Below are 14,266 nucleotides of genomic sequence, written 5' to 3'. Positions count from 1 at the left end.
TCAAGCCTCCATCAGCGCGGCACGCACCGCCCGCGCGACCTGCCGGCTCGATTGTTGCAGCGCGCGCGGCGCATCCTGCCCCGGCGCATGGACGGTGATCGCCACCCGCACGTCGCGCGCAGGCCCGCCCTGCATCGCCACCACCTGTCCGCTGCTGGTCGGCACGAACAATTCCGGCCCGCGCTCGCCGACCAGATAGGGTCGCGCCGGGCTGACCGGTCCGCCCGTCGCCCGCCCCGGTGCGCCGCCGACCAGCGCACCCAGCACGCCGGCGATCCCGCCCGCCACGCCGCCGCCACCGCCGCCCGACCCCAGCACCGCCGCCGCCGCGATCTCCGCCAGCACCTTCAGTGCGGTATCGCGCAGATCGTCGAAATCCAGCTTGCCGGTGCGGATCGCGCGGCCCAGCGCGGTCTCGATCGCGCGCCCTGCCCGCTCGACCCCGCCGGCAAACGGCCCGTCCAGACTGGCCTGCATCGCCGCCACGTCGCCGGCGAACCCGGCGGTATCGGCGCGCACGCGCACGATCAGCCGTTCGATTTCCTCATCCATCGGGAAAACGCTCCTTCAGCGTGTCGATCGTCGCGCGGTCGCAGGGGGCGGGCGCATCGCCCCGCACCGCCTGCACCAGCGCGCCCAGTTCGGCGGGCGTCGCCGCCCAAAAGGCGTCCGGGCACCACCCGAACGCCACTCCCGCCAGCCCGGCCGCCCGGGCCGCGCCCTCGGCAAAACTCACCGCCCGCCCAATATCTGCGCGATCAGTTGTTTGAGCGCCGGCGTCGCCGCGGCGATCCCGGCCGCCGTCACCGCATCGGCAAACTCCTCGCGCGACATCGCCACCGGATCGCGCAGGCAATGCCACAGCAGCGCAATCAGGTCGGCCAGCGTCAGCCGCCCCGCCGCCGCCCGCTCGACCAGTGCGAACAGCGACCCGACCTCGCCCTCCGCCGCGACCAGCGCGGCAAAGCTCGGCCGCAGCACCAGCGTCTCGCCGCGCACCCGCAGGCTGGCCTCGCCGCGCACGGCATTCGCCGCGCCGCTCATGCCGACACCACCGGGCCGGAGGATTCGAGCGCCAGCGTGTAATTGCGCTCGCCATTATAATCGCCGGCATAGTCGAGCCGCGTGACGAGAAACCGTCCGGTCATCGTCTCGCCCCCTTCGAAGGTCAGCCGATACTCCTCGATCGTGCCGGCCAGCGCATTGGCCCGCAGCCGGACTTCCGCCCCCGATCCGGTAAAGACCCCCGCGCCCGACACGCTGACCGACCGCACCCCCGCGCCCGACAGCAGTTCGCGCCACCCGCCCGAATCCTTGCTGGTGATCGCAACCGCCTCGCCATTGACGCTCAACTGCGTCGTGCGCAGCCCCGCGACCGTCGCATAGGCCACCGGCACCGCCCCGTTCCCGATCTTCAGCAGGAACGCACTCCCCTTCTCTGCCGCCATGTCATTCTCCCGATGTTGATGATGCTCGCCGCCCCGCCTCCGGCGTATCCCCGCGAAGGCGGGGATCCAGAGCCACCGGCGCCACCTTTCCTCCACTCGTACCCCGGCGAAGGCCGGGGCCAGGTTGGGGGACGCTGCTTTGTCTTCAGAACCGTGCCGCAACTGGACCCCGGCCTACGCCGGGGTACGACCGTACGGAAAAGCCATTCCCCTCACCCCGCCAGCATCCGCACCCGAAACTCGACCGATCCGATCCAGCCCTTGCCCTCGCGCACCACCCGGCTGCGCACGAACACCAGACTGACGATCCGCCACCCCGCCAGAGCCGCAGGCGCCGACAGCACCGCCCCTTCCGCCGCCGCCGCCAGCGTCCGCAGCCGCACCGGCACCTCGCCATCGTCGAACAGTTGCACGACCACCCGCCCCTCGCGTCCGGCGGCATCCTTGGTTCCCCAGTCGGACAGCACCGGCATGTCGACCACGACGAAGGGCCGCGCGGCACGCACCGGCGGCGCATCGAACACACTCGCCCCGGTCAGCACGCCCCGCAGCCGAGCGACCAGCATCGCCTGCAACAGCGTCCCCGCGATCATCGCCCCCACCCCGCGATATCCTGCAACCGCGGATCGACGATCGTCCGCCGCGCCAGCCCCTTGCCCGACAGCACCACCGCGTCGTCGACCGCCTCGGCCCGCACCCCCGGCACCGCCGCCGCTGCCGCAGCTACCCGTGCCTGCATCTCGGCCGCCCGCCGCTCGGCAACCGCGATGCCCCGCACCAGCGCCGCCCTCATCGCCGCGCCCCCGTCAGTTGCATCCGCCGCCACGGCCGCCACAGCGCCCCGACCGCCGCCGGGGGCGCGGCGCTCGCCGTTCGTTGATCGAACAGATGTGCGACCAGCACCACCACCCCTTGCGCGACCGCCGCCGGCACCGTCTCCCACGTCGCTGCGATCCCGGCGGTGAAGTGCACCGGGCTGGCCGCCGCCATCCGCACCCATCCCGTGCCGTCGGCATCGATATCGATCGCCGTGACCGGTGCGACCGCGACGATCGCGCTGACCGGTCCCACCGGCAACGCCCGCCACTCGCCGCTCGCCGCCATCATCGCCTCGTGCGGCCGCGCGAGGATCGCGGTCCCGGTATAGGCCTCGGCCAGCGCCAGCGCGCTCGCCGCCAGCCGATCGATCACCGCATCCTCGGCACTGCCCGTGATCCGCAGATAGTCCCGCGCCGCCGCGCGCACCCCCGCGATCGCCGCCGCCGGAAAAGGCGCTGCGCTCATATACATCTCCCGTTTTTTGATCCGCTCACGCGGATGGCGGTGCCGGCCCGCTCCCCCACCCGGCCACCCACACGGTATTCTCGATGGGTGGCCGGGTGGGGGAGCGGGCCGGCACCGTCTCGGGGCGGGCTATCCCCGCCCCGACCCATTAAGCCGCTGCGATCTTCAGCAGCTTGATCGCCTCCGAATTGACCACCGCTCCGCCGACGCGCTTGGTCGCGTAGAAATGGACGAACGGCTTGTTCGAATACGGATCGCGCAGGATCTGCGTCTCGGCCCGCTCGGTGATCAGATACCCTGCCCGGAAATTACCGAACGCGATCGGGAAACTGCCCGCCGCGATGTCCGGCATGTCCTCCGCCTCGACCACCGGATAGCCCAGCAGCGTATCGGGCTGCCCCGCCGCCAGCCCCGGCATCCACAGGAACGCGCCCTCGGCACTCTTGAACTTGCGGATGCGCGCCGCGGTCTGCGCATTCATCACGAAGGTCGCACCCTGCCGATACGCCCCGCGCAACGCCTGGACCAGATCGATCAGCCGGTTCTCGGGCTCAGCGCCAAAGTCCGCCGCCGCCCCGCTCGCCAGATACTGCATCGTCCCGAACGCCCGCGTCGCATCACCCGTCGCGGCGGTCGGCCCGGTCAGGAACCCGCGCGGCCGCCCGACGCCATTGCCGCTAACGAACGCCTGCCCCTCGGCGCGCGCGAACTCGCTCGCGATCTCGCCGGCCAGCCATTGCTCGACATCGAACGCCGCATCGTCGAGCATCGCCTGGCTCGCCGCCGGATTGGCGTAGAGTTCGCCCATCGGCGGTGCGATCTCGTTGAAGGTCGGCGTCGCCGTCTCCGGCCGCGCGCCGCCTTCGCTCGCCCAGCCCGACGGCGTGCCGCCGCTGGTCACCAGCTTGCGATAGCCCGCCGTGCCGACGCTCACGACCTGCGCGATGCGGCGGATCGGGCTGGCACTCTTCAGCGTCGCGCCGATCATCGCATCGATCTCGCGCGGGACCGCCACGCCGCCCGCCGCATCGCTGGTCCCGGCCACCGCCTTGGTCTCGACCTCGGACCCGCTGCGCACGAACGCACCGAAGCCACCCCCCGGCGCCGCGCCGCTCAGCATCGGCCGGCTGCCACCGACACCCGCACCCGAAAAGCTGCCCACCAGCGTATCGATCGTCATACCGTCTTCCCCATGCAAAAAGGGGCGCCGCACCTGCGACACCCCTTCGGTTGAAAAATGATTGTGAAACCGCAGGATCACCCGTCCTCGACGGCATGAATCCGCGCCAGCGGCTGCATCGGCTGCGCGACGATACTGACCTCGACCAGCTCCGCCGCCGCGATCGTCCGCCACGCGCCCTGCCGCACCTGCGTCGCGCGGTACCCGAACGACAGCCCGGTCACCGCGCCACTCGCCACCAGCCGTGCCGCCTCGCCTGCCTCGATCCGACCGATAACGCGCAAGCCCCGCGCGTCCTCGCCGGCCAGCTCGACCGTCCCGATCGGATCGCCGCGATGGTGCCACAGCAGCGGCACCCGCCCCGCCGCCGTCAGCGCGCCGGGCAGCACCACATCGCCGCCCCGGTCGGCCCGCCCGAAGATCGCGGCGTACCCTGCGAACCTCACCGCGCCCATTCGGGCCACCCGCTCTTCACCGCGATCCCGACCAGCAGCAGCGCGAACACCATCCGCATCACCCATGCCAGCGCCGCGCGCACCGCCGATCGCTTGGCATCGCGCCAAGCCTTCAACAGTTCGCGCAGTTCCTGCACATCGCCCGCCGCCGCCGCATCCGACAGCCCGATCCGCGCCATCGCCCGGCTCGCGCCCAGCTCGCCCGCCTCCTCCGCGATCGCCCGCAGCGTCTGCAGGTCGGCACCGTCGCCCGCCGCCTGTCCCATCAGCTGCGCCAGCAGCACCCCGTCGCCCATCGCCCGTCTCCTGCCTTTGTGCTAGGCGGCGGCCCGTGAGACCCCGCCTGCACATCATCCTCGCCGCCTTCGGCGCGGCCCTCCTCGCCTTCACCTTCGCGCTGCCCGTGCTGAAGGGGAAACGTTGCACCCAGGCCGGCGGCAGTTTCGACCGCCTGACCATGACGTGCGACCTGCCCCGCTAGGGCCGGTCACAACCCCACCAGCGCCCGCTTCTCCTCCGGCGTCAGGAAATCCGCCCCCGCCACCCGCGCCCACAACTGGTCGCGCTCCTCGCTAAGCGCCACCACCCGATCCAGATCGACCGACAGCGCCCCGCTCCCGATCCACCCGTCGATCGCCTGCCCCAAGGCGCACAGCACCCGCTCGCCCAGCGGCACGATCGTCTGCCGCCACAGCGCCCGGTTCGCCTCGCGATAATTCGCGAACGTATTGTCCCCCGGCAGCCCGAGCAGCATCGGCGGCACCCCGAACGCCAGCGCGATCTCCCGCGCCGCCTGTGCCTTCAACCCGACGAAATCCATGTCCGCCGGCGTCAGGCTCATCGCCTGCCATTTGAGGCCCCCGTCGAGCAGCATCGGCCGCCCGGCATTGGCCGCCCCGGCAAAGGCATCGTCCATCTGCGCGCGCAGCCGGTCGAACTGTTCGCCCGACAACACCCCGCCATCGCCCGGATCATGGACCAGCGCCCCCGATGGCCGCGCGGCATTGTCGAGCAGCGCCTTGTTCCAGCGCGCCGCCTCGTTATGGATCGCCACCGCCCCCGCCGCCGCGCCCAGACACCCGAGGCCATAATGATCGTCGAGCGGGTGGAAGCCGCGGATATGCACCACCGCCGGCCGCCCCGCGCCATCCTCGGCCGCAATCCGCGTCACCCGATCGCCGACGCGGTAGCGGTACGCGACCGGCCACCCCGCCGCATCCGCCTCGACGGTCACCCGCTCGGGCCGCAGCGCATACAGCTCGCCGATCCCGCCCGCCCCGTCCTCGATCAACTGGATATAGGCATTGCCGTGCAGCAGCAGCTGCGCCCCCACACTCTCCAGCAATTCCTGTCCCGCCGATCGCGCCGCGACCAGCGCCACCGCCCGCACGTCGCCCACGACCGGCATCGACGCGACCCCCTCCGCCACCAGCCGTACCGCGCGCTGCGCGATAGGATTGCCCAGATAGGCGGCGCGCACCTGCGCCTCATAGCCCTGCGCCCACCCCCCCGCCGCCGGCCCGCTCCCCTCGCGCCACAGCACCGCACCGGTGCCGCCCCGCGCCAACACCGGACGCGACCCATCGCGCCCGGACCTGCGTCCGAACCATTTCATGGCAATTCTCCCGAAACCAAAGATGACCGCCCATCTTCCCTCTCCCCTTTCAAGGGGAGAGGGTTGCGCAGACTTGGTCTTTGCCCAGCAAAGGCCTAGTCGAAGCTGGGAGAGGGGTCAGCGCGCAGCGCGCGAGCCAAAGGCTCGCTCGATCCCCCCGAACCAGTATCGCTCCCCTCACAACACCCGAACCGTCGCGACCCCGCGCCGCCCTAACATCAACTCCTGCATCGCCCACACCATCGCATCGGCGCGATCGGGCGACCGCCCCGGCCCCTGATAGCCGCCCCCGGCGATCAGCCCGCACAATTCGTCCTCCAGCGCCGGGAACGCGCCGACATGGAACGCCCGGCCATGTTCGTACAGCGCCACGATCGGCTCGGCCCGCGCCGCCTTCCCCCGCGATGCGTGGACCAGCGTGACCGGCAACCCGGCCTCCGCCGCGCGCAGCACGCTGGCGACCATCGCCCCGCCCTGGTTCGATTCCGCCACCACCCGGTCGGCACCATAACGTGCCGCGCACGCCGCGACGGCTTGCGACCAGCCCTCGGGCGACAGGCCGGCCACGCTCGCGTCGGCCAGCACATAGCCATGGCCATCCTCGCCAAGGCCAACCGCGACGATCCCGCACGCATCGCCATCGACCCCCGCCGGCGGATCGACCCCGACCACCACCCGCACCAGCGTCGGTGCCGCCGCCACCCGCTGCGTCTCGATCAGCGATCGTTGCCACAGCGCGCCCGCCACCTCCTCGATCAGCTCGCCGTCCAGTTCCTGCCGCCCCAGCCTTGTCCCGGCATAACTGCCCTCGACCTGCGCGACATAGCTTTTGGGCAGATGCATATTGTCATAGGTCCGCCCGCCGGTAATCCGTACGCCGTCCATCGCCCGGATGCGCCGCAGCAGCGGCACGACGCGCGGCGTCGTCGTCACCAGCGTCTGCGGCTGCTCGCCCAGCCGCATCCCCATCATCAGATTGTCCCATGTCGCATCGGCATTGCGCCATTTGGCCAGCTCGTCGCACCACGCGATATGGTGTTCGGGACCGCGCAGGTTCTCGCCGCTCTCGGCGGCGTAGATATAGGCACGGGCACCCGAACCGAATTCAACCAATCCGTGCGACGGCCGATAGGTCACCGGCCCGAAATGCCGTCCGATCGCCAGCACGCCGGCGGGTCCCCGGATCATCACTTGTTCGACGTCGCGCCGGGTCGCCCCGACCAGCGCGATGCGCAGGTCGCGCCGATCGGCTGCCTGTTCGCAGACCCATTCGGCACCGGCATGGGTCTTGCCGAACCCGCGCCCCGCCTGGATCAGCCATACCGTCCAGTCACTGTCGGCGATCGTCTGACCGTCATGCGCCCACAGCTTCCACCGCGTCGCCAATTCGCGGCGGCGGTGCGGTGTCAGGCGCGACAACGTTCGTTCGAGTTGCACATCGTCCATCTCGGCCAATGCCCGGACCAGCGGATCCATCTCGCTCATGTCCGACGCTCCAGCTTGCCACGCATCGCCTTGATCCGCTTGATGAGCATCGCGTCCGTTTCGGCCTGCGTCGCCCGCAACTGCGCCTCGCGCCGCCCGGTGCCCTGCTTGACCAGCGCCTGATGCCGATCGAGCAGACGGATCGCCTGTTCGACGCTGATCGGGCCGGTGACGACCTTGTCGGGATCGCCGGCCGGAACATCCTCCAACGCGGCGATCGCTTTGGATACCAGCATCTCTTCCAGCCGGTCGTACCCGGCCAGCAGCGCCATTCGCCACTGTTCGGCAAAGGCAACGTCGCGTCGGCGCAGGGCATAAACGCTGGCCTGCGTCAGCCCGACCGCTTCGGTCGCCGCCCGGACGTTACAGGTCGCGGCTACATGGTCCAGAAACTGCGCGCGGCGTGACGGCGTCCATCCGGCGGCGATCCGCTGCTGTTGCACCGGTCGCCTGCCGCCGCTGGTAAGCACTTTCTCCCGCTCCATCGTCTTCCCCCCGATCGCGTGCCCCGGACGCGAAACGGGGCCGAAGGCGTCGCCGCCCGGCCCCGATCCGCAATTCCTCACTGTTCCTGTTTTGTGCCAGATGAGCGTGACGATGTCAAGCGCAATGTTCCTATCTGGTTCGTTTTGCGCCGGCCATGGCGACGGGCGCACCGCATCCCCATATAGGGTGCATCGCTGGCAGATGGTCCGTAGGCGCCAGCGACCGGGAGACTCGCGTGCTTCCGCTTACGCTGTTGGGAGCGTCGATTATGGACCTCAACGATTTGCTGCACCGCCATCAGGTGGCGCTGATGCGCGCGGCCTCGGCCGCCACGAACGAGGCGCGCGAGTCGCACGACGGCACCGCGCGCTGCTACGAAACCAAGATCGAAACGGTGCGCAGCATGCTCGGCGCATCCGGCCGGATGGTGGCGGCATGACCGCCGCCCCCGACACGCTGGCCGACCTGCCCGCCGACGCCGTGGCCGAACTGCCCGTCGAAGCCGTGGCCGAAGCGCCCGTCGAAACCCCGCGCAAGCCAGGGGCGATGCGCTTCAAGCGCAAGTACACGACGGTGCGCCTCACCCCCGATCAGGCCAGTCGTCAGGGTCAGGTCGCGACCAGCGCCTTTCGCCGCTTCGGCGAGCGCGACAAGGCGATGGCGTTCCTGAACGACCATGACGACGCCCTTGGCGGACGCCCGCTCGACCTGGCGATCGCGAGCGCGGAGGGGCTGCAAAGCGTCGAAGCGGCGATGCTGGCGCGGACGGCCTAACCACGCATCAATCCATCTCGCGGGGCAGGCGCTCCGCGAGAGGCGGATCGATGAAGGCCTCTGCGAACGTCGCACGCGCCATCACCGCGTGACTATACTCCGCAGGCTTCGGTCAAGGGAGGCGCGGCCTACCTTTCCCCGTTCAGTTCGAGCAGCTTCGAGCCTGTCGAGAAGCGTCCGTCGAGAACCCCGCCCCGGTTGAGCCACCCCTCCTCGACAAGCCCGAACCGAACGGGGAGTGGCCGCCTTCACAACCCCGCGAGCATGGCCTCCCACGCCGCGACTTCGTCCTCGCGCCGCGCCACGATCCGCAGCGGCCCGACCGCACCGGTCGCCGGATCGACCTCGATCTCCCCGTCCCATGCGAACGTCGCATTGCCCGCGATCGTCACCACGTCGCCGACATCGGCCGTCGCGCGCACCATGCCGCCCCGGTTGAAGACCCGCGTCTCGACGCTCCAGCCGATCCGCCCGGTCCGCGCCGCCGCCAGCGTCGACGCCGCCATCGCGCTGCCGCAGCTGTTGGTCAGCCCGACGCCGCGTTCATAGGTCCGCACGAACAGCGCGCGCTCATGCCCCTTTTCGCGCAGTTCGACGAAACTGACATTGGCCCGCGCCGGGATCAGCGCCGGTCCGCGCTCGCACCAGTCGCCCAGCGTCACCAGCTCGCCATCGTCGACCGCGTCGACGAACGCCACCAGATGCGGGTTGGGCATGGCGACGGCGGTGAAGCGCCGCTCGCTCGGCAATCCGGGGATCGCCGCCTCGACGAACGCCGCGTCGCCAACGGTCAGCCCGACGTCCGCCGGCCGCAGCGATACCGGCCCGACCTTCGTTTCGATCGTGGTGACGCCCGTCGCGATCGGCGCGACCCGCCGTGCCTCGGCATCGCTGACCTTCAGCCGCACCCGCCCGGCCTCGGTGTCCGTCACCTCGAACCCCAGCCGCGCGGTACAGCGCAGGCCGTTCAGGCACGTCTCCGCCTCCGACCCATCGGGATTGAACATCCGCATCCCGAAAATATGCGAGGGATCTTCGCCGGTTAGCAGCAACAGCCCGTCACCGCCGACATCCCCCGCCCGATCCGCCAGCGCCCGCGCCACCCGCGCCCATTCGGCATCGGCCAGATCGATGCCCCGCGCATCGATCAACGGGAAATCATTGCCCGACCCATGGCAATGTACGAACGAAAACTTCTTCACCCTATCTTACTCCGTACCTTGGCAAGGAACCCGCGCTCCGCCTCCAGCCGCCGGGCAAAGGCCGGCCGCGCCAGCATCCTGTCCAGATAGCGCGCCAGTTCCGGATGGCCCGCCGCCTCGATCGGCGCGGTCGCGTGCAGCGAACTCGCCAGCGCGCTGGTCACCGCGATATCGGCCAGCGTGAAACCGTCCCCGACCAGAAAGTCGCGCCCTGTCAGCGCCTGTTCCAGATAGGCGAGGATCGGCGGCCACTGCTCGCGCTCGGCCCGGTCCGCCGCCGCCGCATCGCCCGGCACCCCGCGCAACAACGGCCCGACCACCCGATTGAACAACATCGTCCTGCCCGTGGCGAAGATCACCGTATCCGCCAACTCGTCGAACCAGATCGTCCGCCCGCGCGGCCGCGCATCGGCCGGGATCAACGCCGGTTCGGGATGTTCCGCCTCCAGATAGGCGATGATCGCGCTCGAATCGGACAGGGCGTAGTCGCCGTCGACCATCGCCGGGATCTGCCCGAACGGGCTGATCGCACGAAAGGCGGGTGTGGTATCGCCCGGCGCGGTCGGGACCAGCTCGACCGCCAGCCCCTTTTCCTCGGCAAAGACCACTGCCTTGCGCACGAAGGGCGAGATGGTCGATCCGTATATCTTCATGGGTGCGTCTCCATTGGCCCCGACAAGGGGCGACACCGGCCCCCGGCCTGTGCCACAACCGGTGGTGGTGACGATAGTCCTCCTCCTCGCGGTGATCGCCCTGTCGGTCGCGCTGGCCCGGTTGCAGCGGCGCGTCGCGGCGCTGGAGGCACGACTGGCCGCCCCCACGCCGCCGATCGACTTGCCCGAAGCGGCGGCACCGGCGGCACCCGAGGCGCACCGCCCCCGCATCGCCCCGCCTCGCCCAAGGTTGCCGCGACCGACCATACCGAGCATCGATTTCGAAACGCTCGTCGGCAGCCGCCTGCCGGTGTGGATCGGCGGATTGGCGCTGGTCGTCGGCGGCATCTTCCTCGTCCGGCTGTCGATCGAGGCGGGGTGGCTGACCCCGGCGATCCGCACCGCGTTCGCCGCCGCCTTCGCGCTGGCGCTGCTGATCGGCAGCGAAGCAGCCCGCCGCCTACCCGCCACCCATGACGATCCGCGCATCGCCCAGGTGCTGGCCGGGGCCGGCATCGCCTCGGCCTATGCCACGCTCTATCTCGCCGCCGCGCTCTATCATCTGGTCGATCCGCTTGCCGGGTTCGCGATGATGCTGGCAATCACCGCGCTCGGCCTGTTCCTCGCGCTGCGCCACGGTCCGCCGACCGCGGTGATGGCGCTGGTCGGCGGGTTCGCGGCACCGTTGGTCGCGGGCTATGACGCCGCCGGCATCGGCGCGCTGCTCGTCTATCTCGGCCTGTTCGTCGCCGCCCTGCTCAGCCTCGCCATCGTGCGCGGCTGGGCGTGGCTGGCGATGAGCGCGCTGGTCGCCGCGTTCGGCTGGGCGGGGCTGCTGATCGCGCTGGTCCCGCCCGACCGGCTGGCCGGCATCGGCGCGTTCCTCGTCGCACTGGCGATCGGCGGCAGCCTCGCCGCCCCGCGCGCCGCGATCGAGCGCCGCTGGCTGCGCGCCGCGCCGCTCCTCGCGGCCCTTGTCCAGATGCTGGCGATCGCGCCGATGCTCGATTTCTCCGCGCTGGCATGGGGCTTCTACCTGACGCTATCGGCGGCGGCGCTGTTCCTTGCGTGGCGCGACAGCGCGCTGCTGCCCGCCGCCATCGCCGCCGCGATCCTCGTCACCCTGCTGACCGCGGCCGGGATGGTGCAGGATGACGGCAACGCGACCGAATCGATGGTGCCGATCGCCATGCTGATCTTCGCGGGGGCCGGTGCCGGCTTGTCGCGGCGCAGCGCCGGCTGGGCATGGGTCGCCCTGATCGGCAGCATCGGCCCGCTGCTGGCGACACAGTTCTGCACGCCATGGATCGCGCGTCCGGCGCTGTGGCTGCTGCTCGCGCTGGCCGGGGCGGCGCTCGCATGGCGGCATCGCGACCGCAGCGGGACCGGCGATGCCGGACTGGTCGGGGGTGTCGCCACGGTCGCGCTGGCGGTCGGCATCCTGCTCGCCACCTATCTGCCCGCGCCATGGCTCGCGCTCGCGCCGCTCGCAGCGGGCGGGGTGCTGCTCGCCGCGCTGCGCTTCGACCGCCAAGCGATCGGACGGCTGGCCGCCCTGCCATGGCTGTTGCTGATCCTCGCCGCCGGCGAACCGATCGCGCAGATCGGCGTGGCGCTCGGAAAGTCGCTCGGCTTCGACGTCTTTCCCTACGCCTATCTGCCGCGCGCCGCCGATGCCGCCACGCTCCTCCTCCTGCCCGGCATTGCGATCCTTGCGGCGGCATGGCGCGCACCGGCGCTGTTCGCCTCGTTCCGCCGGGTCATCGTGCCGACCGAGATCGCGCTGACCGTCCTCGGCAGCTATGTCCTGCTCAAACAACCCTTCGCCATCGCCACCCTGCCCGCCTTCGAGGCCAACGGGTTCGTCGAGCGCGTCCTGCTGACCGACCTCGCGCTGCTGGTCGGGGCCTTGCTGTGGCAACGGCATCGCCGCCTCGCCACCGCCTTCCTCGCGCTCGGCCTCGCGCGCCTCGCCTGGTACGACCTGCTCGGCCTCAATCCGATCTGGATACCGCAAGCGGTCGGCTCGCTCCCGCTGCTCAACGCCGCCACGCTCCACCTCGGCTTCGCCGCCGCGCTGGTCTGGCGGCTGCGCGACTTCCCCCGCCGCAGCCTGATCGCGGCGCTGCTCACCCTCGCCGCGACGCTCGCCACCATTCGCCAGGTCGCCCATGGCACGCTGCTGACCGGTCCGGTATCGACGCCCGAAAACTGGGGCTATTCGGCGGCGATGCTCGGCCTCGCGATCGTGTGGCTGTGGCGCGGCCTGTCGGTGGGCAGCGCCGACCTGCGCCGCTTCGGCCTCGCGCTGCTGACCCTCACCACGCTGAAGGTCTTCCTGATCGATGCCGCCGCGCTGGCGGGCGTGCTGCGCATCCTGTCGTTCATGGGGCTGGGCGCGGCGCTGATCGCGATCGGCTGGGCGTATCGGAAGTTTCTGGTTGCGGCACCGGCCCGCTCCCCCACCCCACCACCCACGCAAGTATCATGAATGGGTGGTGGGGTGGGGGAGCGGGCCGGTGCCGTCTTCCTCAAAACCGGTAATGCGCCGCCAGCCGATCCAGCGCCAGCGTAAGCACCAGCCGCCCGGCCCGCGCCGGCCAGCCCAGCGCCTTTTCGGCCGCCGGCAGCCCCTCGTTCGCGCACACCGTTCGCCACAGGATGTCCGACAGCCCCGGCCCGACCGCCGCGATCGCCGCATCGAACCGGGCCTTGGCCGCGACCTGCCTGCCCGACGGGTCGACCGGCGCGCCCTTGCTGCCGCGTGGCGCGCCGTCCCAGCGCATCGTCACCTGCGGCCCCAGCGACGCGCGTTCGAAATCGCCGCGCAGCCGCTCCCCCGCCTCGAACTGCCGTCCATCGACCATCGACCGTGCCTTCAGCCAGTCGAGCGGCGATTCACGCAGGTTGATCGTCACCCGCCGCCCGCCCGCCGCATCGCGGATTTGCCCGGCCTCCAGCCGACGTTCCACCAGTTCGCGCATTCCGTATCTCCCATCACCGAGTCCGGCGGGCTTGCCATGGGGTCACGCTTGTAGGAAAGCGATTGTACCAGATGGGTTTGCGAAAGGGCCATTGATGATTACCGCCATCCGCGAGGTGCGCCGTGCCCGCGGGCTGACGCTGGAGGAGGTCGCGATTCGGTGCGTGCCCCCCACCACCGCGCAGACCATCGGCCGCCTCGAAACCGGCACGCGGACCGTATCGGTCGGCTGGCTGAACCGTATTGCCGGGGCGCTGGCCGTCGATGCCGCCGATCTGATCCGCCTGCCCGAACGGCCCGACCTGCCGGTCGCCGCGCTGCTCGACGCGTCGGGTGCCGCCGCACCGCGCCGGGCGATGAGCGTCACCCCGCCGCGCATCGAACCCGATCTCGTCACCGTGATCGTGCAGAGCGCGACTGGCGACTATCGCGCCGGTGACCTCGTCTGGTGCCGCCGCCTCGCCCCCGCCGATTACCTCGCCGCGCTCCACCGCGACGTCCTTGCCCCCGGCCCCGCCGGCCGCTTCGTGTACGGCCGGCTGCTCGCGTTCGACGGCGACGCGGTGTCGCTGCTCCCGACCCGGCTCGGCGCCAGTCCGGTCGCGCTGATCGCCCCTTGGCTCGCGGTCGCAGAACGGCTGGTGCGTAATTTGTGAGCCGGCAACGTCGCCCCCGGACGAAACGTTCGAACGGGCGACGTC

At 70.9% G+C, this 14,266-nt stretch carries 21 protein-coding genes; 5 read left to right on the top strand and 16 right to left on the bottom strand.

Translation table 11 applies throughout. From position 1 onward, the window contains the following. The 10 genes from ASE90_RS12375 to ASE90_RS12330 all read right to left on the bottom strand — a co-directional run bounded on the left by ASE90_RS12375 (nucleotide 1) and on the right by ASE90_RS12330 (nucleotide 4,663). A complete protein-coding gene (locus ASE90_RS12375; protein ID WP_056001007.1) occupies nucleotides 1-552 on the bottom strand; it encodes a tail tape measure protein in 552 nt (183 codons plus the stop codon). Next, nucleotides 545-736: a phage tail assembly chaperone gene (locus ASE90_RS12370; protein ID WP_056001004.1), complete on the bottom strand. Its 192-nt coding sequence runs from the start codon at nucleotides 734-736 to the stop codon at nucleotides 545-547. The genes ASE90_RS12375 and ASE90_RS12370 overlap by 8 nt, the downstream gene beginning before the upstream one ends. Continuing rightward, nucleotides 733-1,044, bottom strand: a complete 312-nt coding sequence (locus tag ASE90_RS12365) for a GTA-gp10 family protein (protein ID WP_056001002.1) — start codon at nucleotides 1,042-1,044, stop codon at nucleotides 733-735. The genes ASE90_RS12370 and ASE90_RS12365 overlap by 4 nt, the downstream gene beginning before the upstream one ends. Next, on the bottom strand, nucleotides 1,041-1,448 hold the full coding sequence (locus tag ASE90_RS12360; protein WP_056001000.1) for a phage tail tube protein: 408 nt from the start codon (nucleotides 1,446-1,448) through the stop codon (nucleotides 1,041-1,043). Before ASE90_RS12360 ends, ASE90_RS12365 begins: the two co-directional genes overlap by 4 nt. A gap of 212 nt (nucleotides 1,449-1,660) precedes the next feature. Continuing rightward, nucleotides 1,661-2,041, bottom strand: a complete 381-nt coding sequence (locus ASE90_RS12355) for a DUF3168 domain-containing protein (RefSeq protein WP_056002250.1) — start codon at nucleotides 2,039-2,041, stop codon at nucleotides 1,661-1,663. Beyond that, complete coding sequence (locus ASE90_RS12350; RefSeq protein ID WP_056000997.1) at nucleotides 2,038-2,241, bottom strand: hypothetical protein; 204 nt, start codon at nucleotides 2,239-2,241, stop codon at nucleotides 2,038-2,040. The genes ASE90_RS12355 and ASE90_RS12350 overlap by 4 nt, the downstream gene beginning before the upstream one ends. Beyond that, nucleotides 2,238-2,732, bottom strand: coding sequence for a hypothetical protein (locus ASE90_RS12345; protein WP_056002247.1), 495 nt, complete (start codon nucleotides 2,730-2,732; stop codon nucleotides 2,238-2,240). The genes ASE90_RS12350 and ASE90_RS12345 overlap by 4 nt, the downstream gene beginning before the upstream one ends. A 148-nt stretch (nucleotides 2,733-2,880) precedes the next feature. Further along, complete coding sequence (locus tag ASE90_RS12340; RefSeq protein ID WP_056002244.1) at nucleotides 2,881-3,912, bottom strand: phage major capsid protein; 1,032 nt, start codon at nucleotides 3,910-3,912, stop codon at nucleotides 2,881-2,883. 77 nt (nucleotides 3,913-3,989) lie between these two features. Beyond that, complete coding sequence (locus ASE90_RS12335) at nucleotides 3,990-4,367, bottom strand: HK97 family phage prohead protease (RefSeq protein WP_056000995.1); 378 nt, start codon at nucleotides 4,365-4,367, stop codon at nucleotides 3,990-3,992. Continuing rightward, nucleotides 4,355-4,663, bottom strand: coding sequence for a DUF6127 family protein (locus ASE90_RS12330; protein ID WP_056000993.1), 309 nt, complete (start codon nucleotides 4,661-4,663; stop codon nucleotides 4,355-4,357). Before ASE90_RS12330 ends, ASE90_RS12335 begins: the two co-directional genes overlap by 13 nt. A 35-nt stretch (nucleotides 4,664-4,698) precedes the next feature. Between ASE90_RS12330 and ASE90_RS19985 the strand changes: the two genes are divergently transcribed. After that, entirely contained in the window at nucleotides 4,699-4,848 is a 150-nt protein-coding gene (locus tag ASE90_RS19985; protein WP_156361568.1) for a hypothetical protein, read from the top strand. A gap of 6 nt (nucleotides 4,849-4,854) precedes the next feature. Here the strand turns inward: ASE90_RS19985 and ASE90_RS12325 are convergent, their stop codons facing one another. From ASE90_RS12325 to ASE90_RS12315, 3 genes are all read right to left on the bottom strand, one after another. Next, the gene (locus tag ASE90_RS12325; protein ID WP_056000990.1) at nucleotides 4,855-5,982 is read right to left on the bottom strand and encodes a phage portal protein; all 1,128 of its coding nucleotides are present in this window, start codon (nucleotides 5,980-5,982) and stop codon (nucleotides 4,855-4,857) included. 177 nt (nucleotides 5,983-6,159) lie between these two features. After that, on the bottom strand, nucleotides 6,160-7,467 hold the full coding sequence (locus tag ASE90_RS12320; protein WP_056000987.1) for a DNA-packaging protein: 1,308 nt from the start codon (nucleotides 7,465-7,467) through the stop codon (nucleotides 6,160-6,162). Beyond that, nucleotides 7,464-7,952: a hypothetical protein gene (locus ASE90_RS12315; RefSeq protein ID WP_056000984.1), complete on the bottom strand. Its 489-nt coding sequence runs from the start codon at nucleotides 7,950-7,952 to the stop codon at nucleotides 7,464-7,466. Before ASE90_RS12315 ends, ASE90_RS12320 begins: the two co-directional genes overlap by 4 nt. Before the next feature lie 269 nt (nucleotides 7,953-8,221). Between ASE90_RS12315 and ASE90_RS20355 the strand changes: the two genes are divergently transcribed. Then, nucleotides 8,222-8,392 (top strand): hypothetical protein, encoded by a 171-nt coding sequence (locus ASE90_RS20355; protein ID WP_200910889.1) that lies wholly within the window; start codon nucleotides 8,222-8,224, stop codon nucleotides 8,390-8,392. After that, nucleotides 8,389-8,727, top strand: a complete 339-nt coding sequence (locus tag ASE90_RS12310) for an antitoxin Xre/MbcA/ParS toxin-binding domain-containing protein (protein ID WP_235530300.1) — start codon at nucleotides 8,389-8,391, stop codon at nucleotides 8,725-8,727. Before ASE90_RS20355 ends, ASE90_RS12310 begins: the two co-directional genes overlap by 4 nt. A 248-nt stretch (nucleotides 8,728-8,975) precedes the next feature. On the opposite strand, the gene dapF is transcribed toward ASE90_RS12310, so the two are convergent. Next, nucleotides 8,976-9,929 carry a diaminopimelate epimerase gene (gene dapF, locus ASE90_RS12305; protein WP_056000981.1) on the bottom strand — a complete coding sequence of 318 codons (954 nt, stop codon included), beginning with the start codon at nucleotides 9,927-9,929 and terminating at the stop codon, nucleotides 8,976-8,978. Continuing rightward, nucleotides 9,926-10,582 carry a glutathione S-transferase family protein gene (locus ASE90_RS12300; protein WP_056000978.1) on the bottom strand — a complete coding sequence of 219 codons (657 nt, stop codon included), beginning with the start codon at nucleotides 10,580-10,582 and terminating at the stop codon, nucleotides 9,926-9,928. Before ASE90_RS12300 ends, dapF begins: the two co-directional genes overlap by 4 nt. Before the next feature lie 67 nt (nucleotides 10,583-10,649). Between ASE90_RS12300 and ASE90_RS12295 the strand changes: the two genes are divergently transcribed. Next, nucleotides 10,650-13,073, top strand: a complete 2,424-nt coding sequence (locus ASE90_RS12295) for a DUF2339 domain-containing protein (RefSeq protein ID WP_162235092.1) — start codon at nucleotides 10,650-10,652, stop codon at nucleotides 13,071-13,073. Between the two features lie 40 nt (nucleotides 13,074-13,113). Here the strand turns inward: ASE90_RS12295 and ASE90_RS12290 are convergent, their stop codons facing one another. Next, on the bottom strand, nucleotides 13,114-13,566 hold the full coding sequence (locus ASE90_RS12290) for a DUF6456 domain-containing protein (protein ID WP_056000972.1): 453 nt from the start codon (nucleotides 13,564-13,566) through the stop codon (nucleotides 13,114-13,116). Between the two features lie 94 nt (nucleotides 13,567-13,660). Between ASE90_RS12290 and ASE90_RS12285 the strand changes: the two genes are divergently transcribed. Further along, nucleotides 13,661-14,221, top strand: coding sequence for a helix-turn-helix domain-containing protein (locus ASE90_RS12285; RefSeq protein WP_056000969.1), 561 nt, complete (start codon nucleotides 13,661-13,663; stop codon nucleotides 14,219-14,221). Nucleotides 14,222-14,266: the final 45 nt, after the last annotated feature.

It is taken from the genome of Sphingomonas sp. Leaf67 (assembly GCF_001421965.1).
GTDB lineage: Bacteria > Pseudomonadota > Alphaproteobacteria > Sphingomonadales > Sphingomonadaceae > Sphingomonas.
The sequence above is the reverse complement of the archived record's forward strand: the minus strand, read 5'-3'. Positions and strand labels throughout refer to the sequence as shown.